Annotated in this window: 16 protein-coding genes; 6 read left to right on the top strand and 10 right to left on the bottom strand. The window is 64.0% G+C overall.

Annotated elements, in window-relative coordinates; genetic code table 11:
* Positions 1-44 precede the first annotated feature (44 nt).
* Positions 45-1,127 (bottom strand): polyamine ABC transporter substrate-binding protein, encoded by a 1,083-nt coding sequence (locus THL1_RS02285; protein WP_069081768.1) that lies wholly within the window; start codon positions 1,125-1,127, stop codon positions 45-47.
* A 111-nt stretch (positions 1,128-1,238) separates the two neighbouring features.
* Here THL1_RS02285 and THL1_RS02280 point away from each other — a divergent pair, with 111 nt between their 5' ends.
* Positions 1,239-2,144, top strand: a complete 906-nt coding sequence (locus THL1_RS02280) for a LysR family transcriptional regulator (protein WP_069086386.1) — start codon at positions 1,239-1,241, stop codon at positions 2,142-2,144.
* A gap of 99 nt (positions 2,145-2,243) precedes the next feature.
* On the opposite strand, the gene THL1_RS02275 is transcribed toward THL1_RS02280, so the two are convergent.
* The 5 genes from THL1_RS02275 to THL1_RS02255 all read right to left on the bottom strand — a co-directional run bounded on the left by THL1_RS02275 (position 2,244) and on the right by THL1_RS02255 (position 7,918).
* A complete protein-coding gene (locus THL1_RS02275; RefSeq protein WP_069081767.1) occupies positions 2,244-3,596 on the bottom strand; it encodes a glutamine synthetase family protein in 1,353 nt (450 codons plus the stop codon).
* 26 nt (positions 3,597-3,622) lie between these two features.
* A complete protein-coding gene (locus tag THL1_RS02270; RefSeq protein ID WP_069081766.1) occupies positions 3,623-4,180 on the bottom strand; it encodes a helix-turn-helix domain-containing protein in 558 nt (185 codons plus the stop codon).
* Positions 4,181-4,213: 33 nt separating this feature from the next.
* Positions 4,214-5,503 carry an NAD(P)/FAD-dependent oxidoreductase gene (locus tag THL1_RS02265; protein WP_069081765.1) on the bottom strand — a complete coding sequence of 430 codons (1,290 nt, stop codon included), beginning with the start codon at positions 5,501-5,503 and terminating at the stop codon, positions 4,214-4,216.
* Between the two features lie 325 nt (positions 5,504-5,828).
* Entirely contained in the window at positions 5,829-6,803 is a 975-nt protein-coding gene (locus tag THL1_RS30050; protein WP_069081764.1) for a fimbrial protein, read from the bottom strand.
* A 206-nt stretch (positions 6,804-7,009) separates the two neighbouring features.
* Positions 7,010-7,918 (bottom strand): LysR substrate-binding domain-containing protein, encoded by a 909-nt coding sequence (locus THL1_RS02255; protein WP_069081763.1) that lies wholly within the window; start codon positions 7,916-7,918, stop codon positions 7,010-7,012.
* 146 nt (positions 7,919-8,064) lie between these two features.
* On the opposite strand from THL1_RS02255, the gene THL1_RS02250 reads away from it, so the two are divergent.
* Positions 8,065-8,631: a tetratricopeptide repeat protein gene (locus tag THL1_RS02250; protein ID WP_069081762.1), complete on the top strand. Its 567-nt coding sequence runs from the start codon at positions 8,065-8,067 to the stop codon at positions 8,629-8,631.
* 205 nt (positions 8,632-8,836) lie between these two features.
* Here THL1_RS02250 and THL1_RS02245 read toward each other — a convergent pair whose 3' ends face one another.
* Together THL1_RS02245 and THL1_RS02240 are read right to left on the bottom strand one after the other, a co-directional pair.
* Complete coding sequence (locus tag THL1_RS02245; protein ID WP_193791642.1) at positions 8,837-10,963, bottom strand: TonB-dependent receptor; 2,127 nt, start codon at positions 10,961-10,963, stop codon at positions 8,837-8,839.
* Positions 10,964-11,167: 204 nt separating this feature from the next.
* Complete coding sequence (locus THL1_RS02240) at positions 11,168-11,425, bottom strand: DUF2790 domain-containing protein (protein ID WP_069081761.1); 258 nt, start codon at positions 11,423-11,425, stop codon at positions 11,168-11,170.
* A 243-nt stretch (positions 11,426-11,668) separates the two neighbouring features.
* Here THL1_RS02240 and THL1_RS02235 point away from each other — a divergent pair, with 243 nt between their 5' ends.
* The gene (locus THL1_RS02235) at positions 11,669-12,781 is read left to right on the top strand and encodes a CapA family protein (RefSeq protein WP_069081760.1); all 1,113 of its coding nucleotides are present in this window, start codon (positions 11,669-11,671) and stop codon (positions 12,779-12,781) included.
* Between the two features lies 1 nt (position 12,782).
* Here THL1_RS02235 and THL1_RS02230 read toward each other — a convergent pair whose 3' ends face one another.
* Positions 12,783-13,235 (bottom strand): YMGG-like glycine zipper-containing protein, encoded by a 453-nt coding sequence (locus THL1_RS02230; protein ID WP_069081759.1) that lies wholly within the window; start codon positions 13,233-13,235, stop codon positions 12,783-12,785.
* A 321-nt stretch (positions 13,236-13,556) separates the two neighbouring features.
* Here THL1_RS02230 and THL1_RS02225 point away from each other — a divergent pair, with 321 nt between their 5' ends.
* From THL1_RS02225 to THL1_RS02215, 3 genes are all read left to right on the top strand, one after another.
* Entirely contained in the window at positions 13,557-14,024 is a 468-nt protein-coding gene (locus tag THL1_RS02225; RefSeq protein WP_069081758.1) for an Lrp/AsnC family transcriptional regulator, read from the top strand.
* A gap of 302 nt (positions 14,025-14,326) precedes the next feature.
* The gene (locus tag THL1_RS02220) at positions 14,327-16,009 is read left to right on the top strand and encodes a flavin monoamine oxidase family protein (RefSeq protein ID WP_069081757.1); all 1,683 of its coding nucleotides are present in this window, start codon (positions 14,327-14,329) and stop codon (positions 16,007-16,009) included.
* Positions 16,010-16,023: 14 nt separating this feature from the next.
* A complete protein-coding gene (locus THL1_RS02215) occupies positions 16,024-16,818 on the top strand; it encodes a carbon-nitrogen hydrolase family protein (RefSeq protein ID WP_069081756.1) in 795 nt (264 codons plus the stop codon).
* Between the two features lie 609 nt (positions 16,819-17,427).
* Here the strand turns inward: THL1_RS02215 and THL1_RS02210 are convergent.
* Positions 17,428-19,206 (bottom strand): acyl-CoA dehydrogenase C-terminal domain-containing protein, encoded by a 1,779-nt coding sequence (locus THL1_RS02210; RefSeq protein ID WP_069081755.1) that lies wholly within the window; start codon positions 19,204-19,206, stop codon positions 17,428-17,430.
* Positions 19,207-19,298: the final 92 nt, after the last annotated feature.

The following is a 19,298-nucleotide window of genomic DNA, read 5'->3' as shown; positions in this document are numbered from 1 at the left end:
GCTCCCCTCTCCTCTTCAGGGAGAGGGGCTGGGGGAGAGGGCAATCAGTACTGGGTACGGAAACTAGTCCAGAGGCGGGTGCGGGCGCGCTGGTCCTTGAGCGACTGGATCTGCTCCCCGAACAGACGGTCGCGCACGTCCTTGCTCGGGTAGATATCCGGATCGCCGGCCACCTCGGGCGCCAGCAGTGGGGTAGCGGCCTTGTTGGCGTTGGCGAAGAACTGGCTGTTGGTCAGCTCGGCGATGGCCTCGGGGCGCAGCATGTAATCGATGAAGGCATGGGCGGCCTCGGGGTGCGGCGCGTCGGAGGGGATGACCATGGTGTCGAACCAGATCAGCGTGCCTTCGCGGGGAATCCGGTAGATCACTTCGAAGGGCATCTTCGCCTGGCGGGCCTGGTCGGCCGCGATGGCGGCATCGCCGTTGTAGGTCAGGGCCAGGCAGATCTCACCCTTGGCCAGGTCGTTGATGTGCTTACCGGCGCCTACATAGCGCACATTAGGCTGCAACTGGGCGAACAGCTCCTGTACCGCCTTGAGGTCAGCCTTGTCGGTGCTGTACGGGGCCTTGCCGAGGTAATGCAGGGCGACGCTGATCACCTCCTGCGGCGAGTCGATCACGGCAATGCCGCAGTCCTTGAGAAGGCTGGCGTATTCCGGCTTGAACAGCAGGTCGAGGCTGTTCAGCGGCGCATCGGGAACGCGCTTGGCCACCGCTTCCCTGTTGATACCCAGGCCCACGGTGCCCCAGGTGTAGGGCACGCCGAAACGATTGTCGGGGTCGACGGTGGCCAGCTTGGCGAGCAGCTCGGCATCGAGGTTGGCGAAGTTCTTCAGGCGCTCGCGTTGCACGGGCTGCACCGCCTTGGCCTGGATGGCGCGGGCCAGGCCGCTGCTGGCGGGGAAGACCACGTCATAACCACTGCCACCGGTGAGCAGCTTGGCGTCGAGGGCCTCGGCGCTGTCGAAGATGTCGTATTTGACGTCGATGCCGGTCTCAGTCTTGAAGCCTTGCAGGGCCTTCTCGGGGATGTAGGCCGACCAGCTGTAGAGGTTCAGCGCCTTGTCTTCGGCCTGTACGGGCAAGGCGCAGGCGAACAGGGCGGCAAGCAACAAGGGACAACGCATGATGGGCTCCTGGGGGGGTTGCAGGTGGGGCCATGCTGCGCCGGGCTTTGCTTTGGATAAATATGAAGTGTTCTACTTTGGCATCTATAACTATCAATGTTTGGTGCCGACATGCTCAGCCAGCTCCACGACCTCGACCTGCAACTGCTGCGCATCTTCGTCATGGTGGTGGAAAGCGGCGGCTTCAGCGCGGCCCAGGGCGAACTGGGCATCGGCCAGTCCACCATCAGCACGCAGATGGCCAAGCTGGAAACGCGCCTGGGCTTCCGCCTCTGCGAACGCGGCAAGGCGGGTTTCCGCCTGACCCCGAAGGGCGAGCAGGTACTGGCCGCCACGCGCAAGCTGTTCGGCGCCATCGAGACGTTCAAGGGGGAAGCCCGGGGCATGTCCGGCCTGCTCTTGGGCGAGCTGCGCATCGGCCTTTCCGAATCCCTCGACAACCAGGTCCTTCAACGCCTGGGCGCGGCCATCGGGCGCTTTCGCCAACGCAACCAGGCGGTGCAGTTCGAGCTGATCAGCGCCATGCCCGCCGAGTTGGAGCGGCGCCTGCTGCAGGACCAACTGCACCTGGCCATCGGTTACTTCTCCGGCACCCAGGCGGCGCTGGACTACCAGCCGCTGTTCAGTGAACAGCAACGGTTGTTCTGCGGGGTCGGGCATCCGCTGTTCGACCGCGCCGAGGTAGGTCTGGAGGATATTTCCAGCTGCGACCTGGTGCATCACCCCTACCGCTTCGAAGAAGCCCGGCAGCCCTTTAAAAGCGGCCCCAGCAGTGCGCGCACCGAGCAGGTGGAATGCAGCCTGGCGTTCGTGCTTTCCGGGGCGCATATCGGCTACCTGCCGGAACACATCGCCGAGCCCTGGGAGGCCAGTGGGCAGCTACGGGCGCTGCTGCCGGAGGAGACCGGCTACCGCGTGCAGTTCCACCTCACCCGCCATCGCGGACGGCAACCGAGTGAAGCGCAGGTGGCTTTCGTGGAGGATTTGCTGAAGGCCTTCGGCGCCGACTCGCCGTAGGTTGGCGCCAAGCGCAGCGCGGCCCAACGATGCGGCACATCAGGCAGGCCGCCATGTTGGGCTTCGCTGCGCTCTGCCCAACCTACATGGGCTCCGAGTTCACAGGTACCAGCGGTACTCCCGCGCGCTGACTTCGTTCATGAAGTCCAGGTACTCCTGGCGCTTGTTCTCGCAATAAACCATCACGAATTCGCTGCCCAGGCCTTCGTTCACCACGGGGTGGCTGCGCATGGCGGTCACGGCGGTGAGCATGTCCTTGGGGAAGTCGATGCCGCTTGCACGGTCTTCGTTCAGCGGGGCGATGGGGTCGCGGGCTGCGTCCAGGCCGTGTTCCATGCCGGTGAGGATGGCCGCCAGCACCAGGTAAGGGTTGGCGTCTGCGCCGGCCAGGCGGTGTTCGATGCGCAGGTTGCGGCCGTCGGACTCGGGGATGCGGATGCACGCATCGCGGTCTTCGAAGCCCCAGCTGGCGCGGCTGGCGGCGTTGACCATGGCACCGTAGCGGCGGAAAGCGTTGTGGTTGGCGGCGAAGATCGGCATGCAGTGCGGCAGCAGATCCAGGCAACCGGCCACCGCGTGGCGCAGCGGACGCTGGTCGTTGGCGGCCAGCAGGTTGTTGCCGTAACGGTCATAGAGGCTGACGTGCACGTGCATGCCGCTGCCCGGCGCGTTCAGGTAAGGCTTGCTCATGAAGCTGGCGCGATGGCCGTGCTTCATCGCCACGCCACGGGTGCTGCGGCAGAACAGGGCGGCCCAGTCGGCAGCCTTGAGGCCGTCGTCGCAATGGCCGAAGTTGATCTCGAACTGGCCCGGGCCGAGCTCCGCGGTAATGACGTTGGCGGCAACGCCCTGCTCGTTGGCAGCCTCGACCATTTCATGCAGCACGCTGGAGAACCGCGACAGGCGCTCGATGTGCATGTTCGGCTGGTCGTCCTCGTCCTCGCAGAGCGGATCGCGGGGGAACTGCGGCAGGCCGTCCTTGAGCTTGCGGTCGAACAGGTAAAACTCCAGTTCGAAGGCCACCACCGGACGAATTCCACGCTTTTCCAGGCGCTGCAGCACGCGCGCCAGCACCTCGCGGGGCTCGAATTCGATGGGCGCTTCAGTACCGTCGGAGGTGATGAGCATCTGGCCCAGCGGCTCCTTCTCCCAGCTCACAGGCTTCAGGGTGCCGGGCACCAGACGGCGCGGGGCGTCCGGATCACCGTCGGCGAAGCAGTAGTCACCGATGGGGTAGAGCCCGCCCTGGGTGCCCAGCAGCACGCAGTTCTGCGGCACTTTCAGCGGGCTGCCGGCGGCCACTTTCTCCACCATTTCCACGGGGTAACGCTTGCCGTAGAAGTGGCCGGGAATATCCAGGCAGATCAGGTCGACATAGCGAACGTCCGGGTACTGCGCACGGAAAGCACGTACTTCGCTGAGCAGGTCGGGGTACTGGTTTGTTGTTGTCATCACTGCGGTCCTGCGAGCTTGTCGCTTCAGGTAAACACCCAAAGCACCCGCGTTGGTTTGTCGGAAAGATTGGCGTAACGGAACTGGGCATGGGGCGGCAGCTGGAAGCTGTCGTTCGGGTAGAGGGTCACGGGCGCGGCGTCATCGCCGTACCAGACGGTCAGCTCGCCTTCGAGCACGAAACCGCCCTGCTCGGAGCTGTCGTCCAGATGACCTTCGCCACTGGTGGCGCCGGGTGCCAGGTGGCTCTCCAGCATGGAAAAGCCGCCAGACATGGTGGGCGAAGCCAGCACATCGGTGATGCCACCGGCGTAGTACAGCGTGCGGCGCTCGCCCGGGCGGGTCACCCAGGGCGTCTCGCGGGGCTTGTTCAGGTAGTAGAAGTAGGTGGTGGGAACGCCCAGCGCCTCGCTGATGGCGGTCAGGTCTGCCACCGTCGGACGAGACAGACCGCGCTCCACCTGGGAGAGGAAGCCCACCGAGCGGTCAATGCGCGTGGCAAGCTCGCCCAGGGTCACGTTCTTGTGCTTGCGCAGGTCGCGAATCAGGATCGCGAGGCCTTCGATTTCGTCTTTCTTTTCCATGGGGCGCTCCGGTCGTTCTCGAAAGGCGCGACCTTAAATCACATCTCTCAACCGGTAATAGGCCTTGCCAGCGGCTTCCAGCGGCGCCGCCAGCAGGGAGCCCCCCGGAAAGCGCGGATTGCCGATGGCCTGATAGAGGTCGAGCAGGTCGTCGTTGCCGAGGATGGCGTCGCTCACCGCCTTGGCACCGGCCAGGGTCGGCAGGATTCCGTGGCCGGAGAAACCCTGCAGCCAGTAGCGCGAACCTTCACGGCCGATGTCCGGGGTGCGCTTCATGCTGACGTCGATGTGACCACCCCAGCCGAACTCGATGTCCACGCCCTTGAGCTGCGGGAACACGCGCTCCAGGTAGGGCCGCGTGGCCGCCGGCACGTCCTTGGGCAAGCCGCCCAGGTAGGTGCAGCCGCCACCGAACAGCAGGCGGTGGTCGGGGGTCAGGCGGAAGTAGTCGGGGACGAACTGGTTGTCGATGACGCAGCTGTTCTTCGGCAGCAGCGAGCGCGCCAGTTCCGGGTCAAGCGGCGCGGTGGCCACCTGGTAGGAGCCTACCGGCAGCAGCCGGCTGGAGAGCTGGCGATCGAGGCGGTCAACGTAGGCATTGCAGGCCATCACCAGAATGTTGCCGCGCACTTCGCCCTGGGCGGTGCGGGCCACATAGCCGGACGGCGTTTCACGGTACTCCAGCACCTGGCTCTGCTCGTAGATGCGCCCGCCGGCGGCCTCGATGGCGGCGGCCAGGCCCTGGGCCAGCTTGAGCGGGTTGAGGTGGGCCGCCTCCGGGTCGTAGAGCGCGGCCTGGTAGCGCGGGCTGTCGATCCACTCGGTCAGCTCCTCGCGGCCGATCAGGCGCATCCTGTCGTAGCCCCATTTGTGGATGGCATCTTCCTGGGCTTCTTCGAGGGACTTCACCCGGCGCTCCATCACCGCGGTCCAGAGGCTGCCGACGCGGTAATCCACATCGAACCCGTGGCGGATTGGCAGCTCGCGCATCTCGCCGGCAGCCCAGCGCATGCTGTCCCACAGGCGGCGGGTACGTTCCAGCCCCAGCGCCTTCTCCAGCGGCGGCATATCACAGGACCAGCCCAGCAGCGCCTGCCCGCCATTGCGACCCGACGCGGCCCACGCCACGCGGCTGGCCTCCAGCAGGGTTACGCGCTTGCCGGCCAGCGCCAGGCGCAGGCCCGCGTGCAGGCCGCTGAAACCGGCGCCGATGATCAGGACATCGGTCTCCTCGCTGCCGGCCTGGGTCGGACGCAGCGGAAGGCTGCCGCTGTAGGTGCGGGCGTAGTAGGTGCCGACATGCTGGGCGGACTGCTTGAACATGGAAGCCTCATGAAATTATGAATTGTTAATTTCATGAAAATCTACACATAATTATTCACAAAGCCAAGCTATTTTGTTCGAAATAAACAACGAAACGCGCAAATCCTTGTGAAATCCCCGATTAATCTGCCCCTTACGCAGGATGAGCGAAGAGAATTCCGAACAGGGCGAGCTTCGGCGAAGACCGGCCGTCAGCGAATGATCTGCATCTCACAGGCGGTCTCCGTATCGGGCTGCGCGATGTCCCGCCATTGAGGTGCGATGTACGCACGCGCCCTAGCAAACGCGCGAACGACCGTCTCCCCCATCGCCTGAGCGCGGCCAGTCAGTTGTAATCCAGCACATAGGTCAGGGATGCATCCGCCTTGCCGGTCGTGAAGGACTGGCCGGTCTTGACGTACTGGGCAGTGCCGGTGAAGCGGTAGAGGTGACCCTCGGCATCCTGGCCTGTCAGTGCAAGCTGGTGAAGATTCCTGCTGCCGAAAGTTAGCGCGTGGCCTTGAGCATCTTTCAGGGCAACCGCCACCCCCGTCACCCGCCCTTCGCCTGTCTGGGTCTCGAGTATGCCGGCCCGAGGCGAGCTGCCGTCGAAATAGGCACGAACCCGATGGTTGGGTTTATCAAGCCCCTGGCACCGCACATCGAAGGAGAACGGTTGTACCGGAGCCCGGCCAGCCTGCAAATCGCTACTCAGAACCACCCCCATGTCGACACGGTCCACCGGCTTGACCGGCTCGCAACTCGCGTACAAGGACTCATTGATAACCGTGAGGGTGCTGGCGAACGACCAGCTTGCCCGGTAGATAGGTATCGTCGAGGCGTACGCGCTGCCCATATCTATTCGGAAGCCCAGAAAATGGGAGCCGGAGCCAACTTGCCGGCCAGTCCTGATCAGTTGCAGATCGAAGGTTGTGCGGGGTGTATAGGGGCCGTAGACCGAGTTGTCGAAAGTCGGCAGGTAGCCGCCATAGGACGTAACGGCGCCAGTCTCTCCGCCACTTACGATTCTGATTCCGATCCCTGGGATGCCGCTACTGAATACGTTCGTATAGCCGTTCACCAAAGTCAGCCCGGATAACCGGTAATGGTGCGCGTTCGGCGCTTTGCTGCAGGTCAAGGTGCCCAGGGGCACCGCGTTATTCTTGAGTGACTTCGTCAGCATCGGCTGACCGATGGCCGTGTACTTGTCGAACTTCAGCACCTCGTCGTCGAGCCAGAGCGTGAAGTTGGTGTTCGCAGGCTTGCCTTCCCAGGTACAGAAATCCGAAGCCCCTGCCGACTGCTGTATGAATACGAACATCGACACAGTCAGGCTGGTGCTACAGAGAAACCTTAGAGAGCAACTATTACGCAATCAGCTCACCTTCCCAGGCTACCCAGCAGCCGAAATGGCCTGCAACCCGAGGCAGCCTTCCAGAGCCCAGGAAGGTTAACGAACCAACTTGACTATAAATATCGGAAACTTCCGAACTATTTGTAGGGCGTTTCCACCAGGCCATCCAACGGTCAGCCGACCTGCAGCCAGTCCTCGTCCTTCAGGCTTTGGCTCACATAGTCGAGGAAACAGGTGATGCGCGAAGCCAGGGCGGTGTTGCGGTAGTAGACGGCGTTGATCGGCTGATGGACCTCGCGGGTCGCCTCGGCAAGTAGCTCCACCAGATGCCCGGCAGTACGGTCGGCCTGGGTCATGAAATCCGACATGTAGACGATTCCGACGCCCGCCAGCGCCAACTGGCGGAGGGTTTCACCACTGGACGCCTTGATCGTCGGCGTGATTTGCAGACTGTCGCCCTGGGCATGGCGCAGGGGCCAGTGGTTGAGCGTTTCCGGGTGGGTGAAACCCAGTAGGCAGTGCTCCTGCAACACCTCAACCGACGTTGGTTCGCCATGGGCCGCGAGGTAGGCGGGACTGGCCAGGACCCGCATACGGTTGCGGCCAAGGGGACGAGCATGGAGGGAGGAATCGCGCAACGTGCCCAGGCGGAGGGCGACGTCGGTGCGGTGCTCGATCAGGTCGATGATCTGGTCGCTGGTATGCAGTTCCAACTCGATCTCCGGGTAGCGCTCACGAAAGCCCGCCACCAGCGGCACCACGACATGCAGCATGAAGGGCGAAGCGGCGTTGACCCGCAAGCGCCCGGCGGGCTTCTGCCGGCGCAAGGCCATGTGTTCTTCTGCTTCTTCGACCTGGGCGAGGATGCGGCGCGCCTGGGCCAGGAATGCCTCGCCTTCCTCCGTCAGCTCCAGGCGGCGGGTGGTGCGGCGCAGCAGGGTGACGTCGAGCTTGCTTTCCAGCCGGCTCAAGGCGCGGCTGACGCCGGAGGCAGTCTGCACCAGTTGCTCGGCTGCGGCAGTGATGGAACCGGTGTCGACCACGGCGGTAAAGGCCTGAAGCTCGTCCAGCGTGGTTTTCATTTGTGACTCCCGAGCCAATATCCTTCGCTTGATACCCGGATTTTTTGCATGAGTCGAGCAGTGACACTGCGCACGCTGCTCGCCGCTGGTGACGGAGCCCGCGGATGCAACTACCCTCCCCTGACCTGCCAGGGAGAACCCGATCCATGTCCATCCAACGCGCCCTGCCGCGCCTTATCTGCATCGCCGCGCTGGCCCTGCTCGGCGCGTGCGTCCAGCAGCAACAGCAGCCAGCCACCCCGCCGCCCGCGAGCCAGCCCCAGGCCCCGGCACCGGCCACTGCCCCGCAAGACCCGCAGGCCAGCGAGTTCGAGCGAGTTCGCCAACAGGCCATGCGCGGCGACCTCGATAGCCAGTACCGGCTCGGCAGCCTCTACTTCGTCGGCAAGCCGCAGAAGGACCTCAAACAGGCCGAGTACTGGTGGAAGCAGGCTGCCGACAAGGGGCATGCCCAGTCGGCCTTCAGCCTGGCCTTCCTCTACACCGGCCGCACCGACCCCGCCTTCGCCAACCAGCGCGCCATGCACAAGTACCTCGGCCAGGCCTCCGCCGCCGGTAACGCCATGGCCCAGCACGTGCTCGGCAGCATGTACGCCCAGGGCGCCGAAGGCCTGAAACAAGACCCCTACCAGGCCCGCGCGCTGTTCCAGAGCGCGTGCGACAAGCAGTACGCACCGAGTTGCGAGGCATTGAAGAAGTTGCAGACCAACTGAAGCCTTCCCGCCAGGCGGGCCGCAGGTCTGCTCCTATAGGGTGAGCTGCGCGCACCGGGCGTCCTGCACAAGGTTTCGGTGCACACGGTGCACCCTACGGCCCACCAGTCGCTGTGGAGGTGAACAGGATCGCGGACGCGGGTTCTCGACCATGCCCCACAAACAAAAACGCCCGGCAGATGCCGGGCGTTTTTTCGCTCTTCGATCAGAACCGGTAGTTGGCACTGACCTCCAGAGTGCGCGGCGCACCGGGGGTGATCAGGTCAACCGAGCCGTGAGCGGAGGCGTAGTAGTCCCGGTCGAACATGTTGTGCAGGCGGATGGCCATGTCCCACTGCGGCACGCCGTAGAGCAGCGCCGCATCGAAGGTGGTGTAGCTGGGCATGACCACCTTGTTGTCCAGCGCCGTGTAGCGGTCGTCCACGTAGTTGGCGCCCATGCCCAGGCGCCATTCCGGCGTCAGGGTACGTACCAGCCAGAGATTGGCGCTGTTGCGCGGAGTCAGGGTGGGCGTCTGGCCTTCGTTGGCGACACCGTTGGTCTTGCTGTTGGACTTGATGATTTCCGCGTCCAGGTAGGCGTAACCGCCGTACACATTCCACTTGTCGGTGATCTGGCCGCTGAAGGTGGCCTCGAAGCCATCGGTGCGCTGCTCGCCGGCGAGAATAGTGAGGTTCGGGTTGGCCGGGTCGCTGGTTTTCATGTTGGTGCGTTCGAGACGGAACACCGCCGCGGTCACGGCCAGGCGGTTGTCCAGCAGGTCCCACTTGGCGCCCACTTCATAGTTGGTGGTTTCTTCCGGTTCCAGGTGCTGGTTGGTCGGCGCGATCGCGAAAACCTCACCGGAGGGCTGGTAGCTGCGGCTGACGGACACGTAGTAGGACTGGACCTGATCCGGCTGATACACCAGGCCGGCACGCGGGCTCCAGGTCTTGTCGGTACGGTCCAGGTCGACGTTCTGCACGCGCTTGTCGTCGTATTCCTGGCCGAAGACGTCGTAGCGCACGCCGAGCAGGGCCTTCCACTGGTCGGTCAGCTCGATCAGGTCCTGCACGTAGAAGCCGGCGGTTTCCTGGTAGTTGGTGCCCTTGGAAGACAGGTTGCTGGCGCGCTCCGGAACCGGTACCAGGGCGTCGCGGTAGACCGGAACCCGGGCCACGTTGTTCTGGTTGAACACGCGTTGGGACTTGTCCTGGAAGCCCAGCTCCAGGCCGTAGAGCAAGTTGTGCTGCATGCCGGCCAGTTGTGCCTGCTGCTTCAGCTCGGTCTGGTTGAAGGTACCGTACTCGTCGCGGGCCACGTTGCCGCGGTTCAGCTTCACCAGCAGCTCGCCATTGGGCGCGGTGACGAAGCGGGTCGCACTGCTGTCTGCCAGCGTGTTGTTGCGGTCCAGGTCGTAGTGGTAGTAGCGGGTGGTGTTGGTCAGGGTCAGATCGTCGTTGATCCGGTAGTCCAGGCCAGCGGTGAAGGAGAACACCTCGCTGCGGGCGTAGTCCTGGTCCGCATCGCCGGAACCGAAACGCTTCTCGCGATCCACCTTCACCGGACGGTTGCCGAGGGCCGGAATGCCAAAGTCGATCAGGCGCTTGTCATAGAGGTAGGTGGCGCCGAGGTTCAGCTCCAGGTCGTCGGAGAGTTTGAAGAAGGCGGAAGGCGCGATGGCCTTGCGGTCGATGTAGCCATCGTCGCGGAAGGTGTCGCTGTCCTCGAAGGCGCCGGTCAGGCGGAACGCCTTGTCGCGCTGCTGCTCATCGGCCCAGCCGGCATCGAACTGGGTGCGGCGCTTGCCTTCGCTGTCGAAGCTGACGCCGACTTCCTGCTTGGGATCGAAACCGGGCTTCTTGCTCACGCTGTTGATCAGGCCGCCGGAAGAGCCACGGCCATACAGCACGGCAGCCGGGCCTTTGATGACTTCGACGCGTTCGATGTTGGAGAGGTCGCGGAAGTACAGGGCGTCGTCACGGATGCCATCGATATACATGTCGCCGATGGCACTGAAGCCCCGGATGGTGACCTGGTCGCGCTGGCCGTCGCCGTTGGAGAGGCCAACGCCGGGCACGTTCTTCAGCACGTCCTCCATGGACTGGGCACCCTGGTCCTTGATCACGCTTTCGGGGACCACGTTGACGGTCTGGGGGATATCGCGCAGCGGCGCATCGATTTTCAACGCGCTGCGGCTCTCGGTGGCCTTGTAGCTCTGTTGTTCATAGGCACTGGTGACGGAGGTCGCCGGGATGGCCAATGCTTCCTTGGATTCGGCCTGAACAGCAGGGATTACCAGCAGGCCCAGCATCGGCAGGGATGCCGGGGCAATACGCTTTTTGACCACCATGAGCTCCTTATTTGAATGAGAATCAAATGGTAACAATTCTCACTATATAAGGAAATACTTACATATTTGTATTTAGATTCCTTTGCCATGATCAGAACATTCTGTCGCTACGCCGGACAGATCCCTGAGGAAACCCGTAGCAGCGCTTGAACACCCGGCTGAATCCCGCTTCGGAGCGGTAGCCGGGTGTAATCCTTGCCTGCGTCAGCTGCTGGCGCAGGCGCTGGACGCTTTCAGATAGGTCACGGACTTCTCTTCGCCCTTGGAGTCGACATAGGTCATCTTCGCCTGGATGGTTTCGCAGGTCAGCGGGCTCGGCTCGTCGATGGAGATGACACGGGCGACATCCAGCGGCATGCCGTAGCTGTAGGACAGGGCGTCGGCGGATTTGGCGGCGAAGACGCTGCCACTGGCCAGGACGGCGAGAAGCAGGGTGGTACGGGTGGTGATTGCACGGTTCATACTGGAACTCCTGGTTTGCCTTGGAAGGCCCGGGCATCGCCTAGCGATGCGTCTCGGCCCATGCGCCCATTCCACTCCAGGGCAAGCGGACGAAAAAGACGGCTTTGCTGAAAGCGCTTTTCCGCGGCACGCAATAATCCTCGCCGCCCGACGGTCACTCGTCCTTGCCCGGCCGGGTCTATCGTTCCCTGACCGGGCGACGCGCCGCCCCGGCAGATAGCCGCCGAAACCGGGAGGTAGCCGATGCCCGCTCCAACTCAGGCCCTCACCCTGTTTCTCGCCGGCGATGTGATGACCGCGCGGGGTATTGACGCGCTACTGCCCCATCCCGGCGACCCTCTGCTGTACGAACCCTACGTCAAGGATACGGGCGGCTATGTACGGCTTGCCGAGCGCCTGCATGGTCCCCTGCCCCGCCCCGTCGACTACCCCTACATCTGGGGTGATGCGCTGGCCGAACTGGAGCAGCGCCAGCCCCAGGTTCGCCTGATCAACCTGGAAACCGCCGTAACCCGGCGCGGCACTCCGGAAGACAAGGGCATCAACTACCGCATGACCCCGGAAAACTTCCCGGCGATCCTCGCCGCCGGGGTGAATTGCTGCGCGCTGGCCAATAACCATGTGCTGGACTGGGGCCGAGTCGGCCTGACGGACACCCTGGCGGCCCTTGCGCGGAACGGCGTATGCGGCGCCGGCGCAGGCCGCGACCTACGGGCCGCCGAAGCCCCGGCCGCGCTGCCCCTGGCAGATGGCTCGCGCCTGCTGGTGTTCGGCCTGTGCACGCCGGACTGCGGCGTTCCGCCAGAATGGGCGGCCAGGTCGCGACGTTCGGGCGTCGCCTGGTTGCCCGAGTTGTCGACGCCGGGGCTCGCGGCCCTGACTGCGCGCATCCAGGCGCACAAGCAACCCGGCGACCGCGTGATCGTTTCCATCCACTGGGGCGGCAACTGGGGGTTTGACGTACCGCCCGAGCAGGTGCGCTTTGCCCACGGGCTGATCGACGATGCTGGCGTCGATCTGGTGCACGGGCATTCCTCGCACCACATCAAAGGCCTGGAACTCTACCGCGAGCGCCTGATCCTCTACGGCTGCGGCGACCTGCTGAACGACTATGAAGGCATCCAGGATTACGGCCCCTTCCACGGCGAACTCGGCCTGCTCTACTTCCCCACCCTGGACGCCAGCGGGCGTCTGCTCTCCCTGGAACTGGTGCCAACCCGGATCCGCCGGTTCCGTATCGAACGCGCAGGGCACGCGGACCGCCGCTGGGTGCGCGAAACGCTACAGCGGGAATGCAGTAACCGCGGCTGCACCCTGCAACCCGGGCCGGACCACGACTTCACGCTGGCCTGGTAGATCAGGGCGTGACCTGGTAACCCCGCTGCTGCAGGCAACTCATGTAGGCCGAGGAGGCCGTACTGCTGGCCTGCTCGTTGGCGCGGCGGTCCTGCCGGCGTTCCTGGCGCTGGCGCGAGCCGCCGACCACCATCCCGGCTACCGCCGCGTCCTTGGCCCGTTCCTGCCGGTATTCCTGCTGCAGGTCATCATCGATCCGGTCGAAGTTGTTGCTGCGCGACTGCGCGACCGCGGCCCCCGCCACCGCACCAGTGGCGGCGCCCCGAACACGACCGCCGCTCGGGGCGGAGGTCGTGGTGCTCGCGGAACTGCCGGCCTGGGCCTGGCAGTTGGCGATGTCCTGCTGGATTTGCTGCTGGGTCTGGCCCTGCAGGGGCACCACGGTTTCGGCGAAGACAGGCAGGCAGACGAGCGAGGCCAGCAGGGTCCAGCGGCAGGATGCGATGGGGCTCATGGTGACGAGACTCCCGCGAAAGTGAATGGGGCCGGCGTAGCGCCGGTCATGTCCCGTTCAGTCTGGACCTCCCCCCACTGCCGCGATGCCAGCACCGACCAGTGGGCGCGGCCGCCACGCTTCAGGTAGCCTTGCACACCCGCTAACCTTCTAAGGGTTTGTACGAAAAGTCGCCGAGCGAAGGTCAGGCAAGGCGAAATTGGCCGAAGAAGCACAGTTTACCGCTTGTAAATGAGCATTCTGAGGCCGATTTCAACGCAGCATCACCGAGCGCAGGCAGTTTTCGTGCAAAGCCTAGCAACGTCCCACGCCGAGCCCACTATGTCCGACCTGCCCCTCGACGAAATCGATCGCCAGTTGATCGCCGCCTTGCAGATCAACGCCCGCGAGAGCGTGGCCATGCTTGCCCGGCGCCTGGGAATCGCGCGTACCACGGTGACCTCGCGCCTGGCGCGGCTGGAGAAAGCCCAGGTCATTACCGGCTACGGCGTGCGTCTGGGCCAGCGCGTGGCCGATGGCGGACTGCAGGCCTACGTGGGCATCACGGTGAAGCCACGCAGCGGCAAAGACGTGCTGCGGCGCCTGACCGGCATGGCACAGGTGCAGGTGCTCTGCGCCGTGAGCGGCGAGTTCGATTACGTGGCCTGGCTGCGCGCCGACTCACCCGAGCGCCTCGATGAGCTGTTGGACCTGATCGGCAGCGTCGACGGGGTGGAGAAGACCACCACCTCGATCATCCTCAGTTGCAAGATCGACCGCGGCCAGCCGCTGGCACCGACCGCCACGTAGAAGGTTGGTGCGGGCGGCGTTCCGCTAGAGCGCAGCGAAACCCAACGATTGGCGGCCTGACTCCACATGTTGGGCCTCGCGCAGCTCGGACCAACCTACGAACTTCGCTCTCTCCACTGGCTACCCTGATGGAAAGCGCACGCAAGCCTTTTTCGTCATTCAGCACAACTTGATCGTCATATTTCGTTGCATTACTACTAAATGACGACACTCTGCTTCTTATGGACGAAATTGGCACTCCCTAGAATGGCCTGCAACGCTGCCCCGTTCGGCAGCCCCTCTCACCGCCTTCAAGGTCCATCATGAACAACAACAATCGTCACCCCGCCGACGGCAAGAAACCCATCACCATCTTCGGCCCGGACTTCCCCTTCGCCTTCGATGACTGGATTCAGCATCCGGCTGGCCTGGGCAGCATTCCCGCCGAGCAGCACGGAGCCGAGGTGGCTATCGTCGGGGCCGGCATCGCCGGCCTGGTGGCGGCCTATGAGCTGATGAAGATGGGCCTCAAGCCGGTGGTGTACGAAGCCTCGAAAATGGGCGGGCGCCTGCGTTCGCAGACTTTCGAAGGTACCGACGGCATCATCGCCGAGCTGGGCGGCATGCGCTTCCCGGCGTCTTCCACCGCCTTCTACCACTACGTGGACATGCTTGGCCTCAAGACCCAGCCCTTCCCCAACCCGCTGACTCCGGCCTCGGGCAGCACGGTGATCGATATCGAGGGCAAGACCTACTACGCCGAGCAGCTGGCCGACCTGCCGGCGCTGTTCCAGGAAGTGGCCGACGCCTGGGCCGACGCGCTGGAAGACGGTGCCCGGTTCGGCGACATCCAGCAGGCCATCCGCGACCGCGATGTGAAGCGCCTGAAGGAGCTGTGGAACACCCTGGTTCCACTGTGGGACGACCGCACCTTCTACGATTTCGTCGCCAGTTCCAAGGCCTTTGCCAAGCTGTCCTTCCACCACCGCGAGGTGTTCGGCCAGGTGGGCTTCGGCACCGGCGGCTGGGACTCCGACTTCCCCAACTCGATGCTGGAAATCTTCCGCGTGGTGATGACCGCCTGCGACGACAACCAGCACCTGATCGTCGGCGGCGTGCAGCAGGTCCCCATGGGCATCTGGCGCCACGCCCCTTCAAGCTGCGTGCACTGGCCGGCCGGCACCAGCCTGGCGTCCCTGCACAACGGCGCGGCGCGTCCCGGCGTGAAGCGCATCGCCCGTGCCGCCGATGGCCGCCTCGCGGTCACCGACAACTGGGGTGACACCCGCCATTACGCCGCGGTGCTCGCCACCTGCCAGAGCTGGTTGCTGACCACCCAGATCGAATGCGAGGAATCGCTCTTCTCGCAGAAGATGTGGATGGCCCTGGACCGCACCCGCTACATGCAGTCATCGAAGACCTTCGTGATGGTCGATCGCCCGTTCTGGAAGGACAAGAACCCGGAAACCGGTCGCGACACCTTGAGCATGACCCTGACCGATCGCCTCACCCGCGGCACCTACCTGTTCGACAACGGCGACGACAAGCCAGGCGTCATCTGCCTGTCCTACTCGTGGATGAGCGACGCACTGAAGATGCTGCCGCACCCGGTGGAGAAGCGCGTGAAGCTGGCTCTGGACGCGCTGAAGAAGATCTACCCGGACGTGGACATCGCCGGACATATCATCGGCGACCCGATCACCATTTCCTGGGAGTCGGACCCGCACTTCCTCGGCGCCTTCAAGGGCGCGCTGCCGGGCCACTACCGCTACAACCAGCGCATGTACGCGCACTTCATGCAGGACGACATGCCCGCCGAACAACGCGGCATCTTCATCGCTGGTGACGACGTGTCCTGGACCCCGGCCTGGGTGGAAGGGGCGGTCCAGACCTCGCTCAACGCCGTGTGGGGCATCATGAAACACTTTGGCGGCAGCACCCCGGCCGAAAACCCCGGTCCCGGCGACACGTTCGCCGAACTCGGCCCCATCGCCCTGCCGGACTGAGCCAGGAGACGCCCATGCGCATCGCCCTCTATCAGTGTCCACCTCTGCCGCTGGAACCTGCGGCCAACCTCGAACGCCTGCAGCAGCGGGCGGCCGAGGCGGCCAGGCGCGGCGCGGCGCTGCTAATTACGCCGGAGATGTACCTCAGCGGCTACAACATCGGCCTGGACGCAGTCAGTGCCCTGGCCGAAGCCCGCGACGGCGCCTGGGCCGAACGGGTGGCCGGGATCGCCCGCGAGCATGGCATCGCCATTCTCTACGGCTACCCGGAGCGCAGCGCTGACGGTGCCCTCTTCAATTCGGTGCAACTGATCGACGCCCAGGGCCAGTGCCTCGGCAACTACCGCAAGACCCACCTCTTCGGTGAACTGGACAACAGCATGTTCAGCGCCGGCGACGATGACTATCCGCTGCTGGAACTGAACGGCTGGAAGCTGGGCATGCTGATCTGCTACGACGTGGAGTTCCCGGAGAACGTGCGGCGCCTGGCACTTGCCGGCGCCGATGCGGTACTGGTGCCGACCGCCAACATGGAGCCATTCGATTTCGTCTGCGACGTGCTGGTCCGTGCCCGCGCCTTCGAGAACCAGTGCTATGTGGCCTACGCCAACTACTGTGGCGGCGAGGGGCAGATTCGCTATTGCGGCCTCTCCAGCGTTTCTGCACCGGACGGAAGCCAGGCGGCCGTGTGTGGCCGCGAGGAAACCCTGGCCTTCGCCGACCTCAAGCGGGACACGCTGGAGGCTTCGCGGGCGAGCATCACCTACCTCAAGGATCGGCGGGCGGAGTTGTACGGCTCGCTGGCCTGATTTGAATCTTGTGGGAGCGAGTCCATTCGCGAATCCGGGCCTCAGGCCCGAACGAACAGCAAAGGGGACCGCGCATCGGTCCTTTCGCGATTGAAACCGCTCTCACAAGCGTCCCCATCCGCCCTCTCTCAATAGAAAGGGGAACATCAAGTCAGCGCCGCATGCGTCCCGGTTAAGTGATCCAGCAGGCGACTCTGGAGTTGCTGCGCTCGATGCTGGAACGCGTGGTGGAAGCGAAGGAATGCTGCTCCAGGTATTTCCAGGACGCTAAAAAAGAAAAACCTCGCCGAAGCGAGGTTTTGCAGACTGTGTCCCGACATCCCTGATCCGACCGCCATCCTGGCGGAAATCCGGCGTATCCCTGTTTTGCAATGCGCTTCCTGCGCGACGTCCAATGGTGTGAAGATTAGCCCCGCCCCCAGGCGCCCGGAAGGAGCCATAGCCACCAGTGCTTGTAAGCCAATGCTTACACGATTTGGCAATTAGCCAGGACCGACTTATTGCACCAGGAAAAAACGACTAAGCAAGCGATCGGTAAGGGATACCTGTGGGGGGACCGAAAAAAGCGAAGCCCCACACTGGCGGGGCTTCGTCGTTCCGGAGTAGCGCTTAGAACTGCGCGGCGTCCAGCAGGTAGAGCGACTCGCTGCCAGCCTTGACCGAAGCGGTCAGAGAGTGGATGCGCGGCAGCAGGCGAGCGAAGTAGAAGCGCGCGGTACCGAGCTTGCTGGCGTAGAAGTCGTCCTGACCTTCCTTGCCCAGCGAAGCGCGGGCCATCAGCGCCCACATGTAGGCATAGGCGGTGTAGCCGAACACGTGGAGGTACTCAACCGAGGCGGCGCCGATCTCGTTCGGGTTGTTCTTCGCGCGATCCAGGACCCAGGCGGTCAGTTCGTCGAGGTTGGCGACAGCCGCTTTCAGTGGCTCGGTGAATTCGGCCAGCTCGGCGGAAGCGCTGTTGGCGAATGCCTTGATCTCGTCGGAGAAGTGCTTGTAGAAGGCGCCGCCGCTGCCCACGACCTTGCGACCCATCAGGTCCAGGGCCTGGATGCCGTTGGTGCCTTCGTAGATCTGGGTGATGCGCACGTCGCGCACCAGTTGCTCCTGGCCCCACTCGCGGATGAAGCCGTGGCCGCCGAAGACCTGCTGGCCGTGGACGGTGGTTTCCAGGCCGAGGTCGGTGAGGAAGGCCTTGGCCACGGGGGTCAGTAGGGCGACCATTTCTTCGGCGCGCTTACGCACGACAGCGTCTTCGCTGAACTTGGCGGTGTCCAGCTGCATGGCGACGTAGCTGGAGAAGGCCCGGCCGCCTTCGTTGGCTGCCTTCATGGTCAGCAGCATGCGGCGTACGTCGGCGTGGACGATGATCGGGTCGGCGGCCTTGTCTTTCGCGACCGGACCGGTCGGGGCGCGGCTCTGGATGCGCTCGCGGGCGTACTCCACGGCGCTCTGGTAGGAACGCTCGCCGGACGCCAGGCCCTGGATGCCAACACCCAAGCGCTCGTAGTTCATCATGGTGAACATGGCGGCCAGGCCCTTGTTCGGGGCGTCGATGATGTAGCCGGTGGCGCCGTCGAAGTTCATCACGCAGGTGGCCGAGGCCTTGATGCCCATCTTGTGTTCGATGGAGCCGCAGGACACGGCGTTCTGCTCGCCCAGGGAACCGTCGGCGTTGACCATGACCTTCGGCACCAGGAACAGGGAGATGCCTTTCGGACCGGCCGGGGCATCGGGCAGCTTGGCCAGCACCAGGTGAATGATGTTCTCAGTCAGGTCGTGCTCACCGCCGGTGATGAAGATCTTGGTACCACTGATCTTATAGCTGCCGTCGGCCTGGGGCTCGGCCTTGGTGCGGATGATGCCGAGGTCGGTACCGGCATGGGGTTCGGTCAGGCACATGGAGCCAGCCCAGACACCTGCGTACATGTTCGGCAGGTACTTTTCCTTCAGTTCTTCACTGGCGTGGGCGTTGAGCGAAAGGCAGGCGCCAGCGGTCAGCATCGGGTACAGGCCGAAGGAGAGGTTGGCCGAGTTGACCATCTCTTCCACCTGGGCGGAGATGACCTTGGGCATGCCCATGCCACCGTAGACGGGGTCACCACCCACGCCAACCCAGCCGCCTTCGGCGTAGGTCTTGTAGGCATCGGGGAAACCGGCCGGAGTGCTCACGGCGCCGTCTTTCCACTGGCAGCCTTCTTCGTCGCCGCTACGGTTCAGCGGGGCGATCACGCCACCGGTGACCTTGCCGGCTTCTTCCAGGATGGCAGAGGCGGTCTCGACATCGACCACTTCGGCCAGGGCCGGCAGTTCGGCCCAGAGCTTGGCCACCTCGAAGACTTCATTGAGGACGAAGCGCATATCGCGCAGGGGCGCTTTGTAGTCAGCCATGTGCAAACCTCGCAATCACTCACAGGTGGCCTAGGGCGGCCGGTTTCACGGAAGAGGTCCGCAGTGTACATGAGCAACACTCTAGAGACATA

The organism is Pseudomonas sp. TCU-HL1, assembly GCF_001708505.1.
GTDB lineage: Bacteria > Pseudomonadota > Gammaproteobacteria > Pseudomonadales > Pseudomonadaceae > Metapseudomonas.
Note: the sequence above shows the minus strand (reverse complement) of the source record. Positions and strands in the feature narration are given on the sequence as shown.

Bases quoted from the DNA above. Each gene is read 5' to 3' on its own strand.
- THL1_RS02285 (WP_069081768.1), bottom strand. From the start codon at position 1,127: ATGCGTTGTCCCTTGTTGCTTGCCGCCCTGTTCGCCTGCGCCTTGCCC.
- THL1_RS02220 (WP_069081757.1), top strand. From the start codon at position 14,327: ATGAACAACAACAATCGTCACCCCGCCGACGGCAAGAAACCCATCACC.
- THL1_RS02215 (WP_069081756.1), top strand. From the start codon at position 16,024: ATGCGCATCGCCCTCTATCAGTGTCCACCTCTGCCGCTGGAACCTGCG.
- THL1_RS02245 (WP_193791642.1), bottom strand. From the start codon at position 10,963: ATGGTGGTCAAAAAGCGTATTGCCCCGGCATCCCTGCCGATGCTGGGC.
- THL1_RS02270 (WP_069081766.1), bottom strand. From the start codon at position 4,180: ATGGAAAAGAAAGACGAAATCGAAGGCCTCGCGATCCTGATTCGCGAC.
- THL1_RS02275 (WP_069081767.1), bottom strand. From the start codon at position 3,596: ATGACAACAACAAACCAGTACCCCGACCTGCTCAGCGAAGTACGTGCT.
- THL1_RS02230 (WP_069081759.1), bottom strand. From the start codon at position 13,235: ATGAGCCCCATCGCATCCTGCCGCTGGACCCTGCTGGCCTCGCTCGTC.
- THL1_RS02255 (WP_069081763.1), bottom strand. From the start codon at position 7,918: ATGAAAACCACGCTGGACGAGCTTCAGGCCTTTACCGCCGTGGTCGAC.
- THL1_RS02265 (WP_069081765.1), bottom strand. From the start codon at position 5,503: ATGTTCAAGCAGTCCGCCCAGCATGTCGGCACCTACTACGCCCGCACC.
- THL1_RS02250 (WP_069081762.1), top strand. From the start codon at position 8,065: ATGTCCATCCAACGCGCCCTGCCGCGCCTTATCTGCATCGCCGCGCTG.
- THL1_RS30050 (WP_069081764.1), bottom strand. From the start codon at position 6,803: ATGTTCGTATTCATACAGCAGTCGGCAGGGGCTTCGGATTTCTGTACC.
- THL1_RS02225 (WP_069081758.1), top strand. From the start codon at position 13,557: ATGTCCGACCTGCCCCTCGACGAAATCGATCGCCAGTTGATCGCCGCC.
- THL1_RS02240 (WP_069081761.1), bottom strand. From the start codon at position 11,425: ATGAACCGTGCAATCACCACCCGTACCACCCTGCTTCTCGCCGTCCTG.
- THL1_RS02280 (WP_069086386.1), top strand. From the start codon at position 1,239: ATGCTCAGCCAGCTCCACGACCTCGACCTGCAACTGCTGCGCATCTTC.
- THL1_RS02210 (WP_069081755.1), bottom strand. From the start codon at position 19,206: ATGGCTGACTACAAAGCGCCCCTGCGCGATATGCGCTTCGTCCTCAAT.
- THL1_RS02235 (WP_069081760.1), top strand. From the start codon at position 11,669: ATGCCCGCTCCAACTCAGGCCCTCACCCTGTTTCTCGCCGGCGATGTG.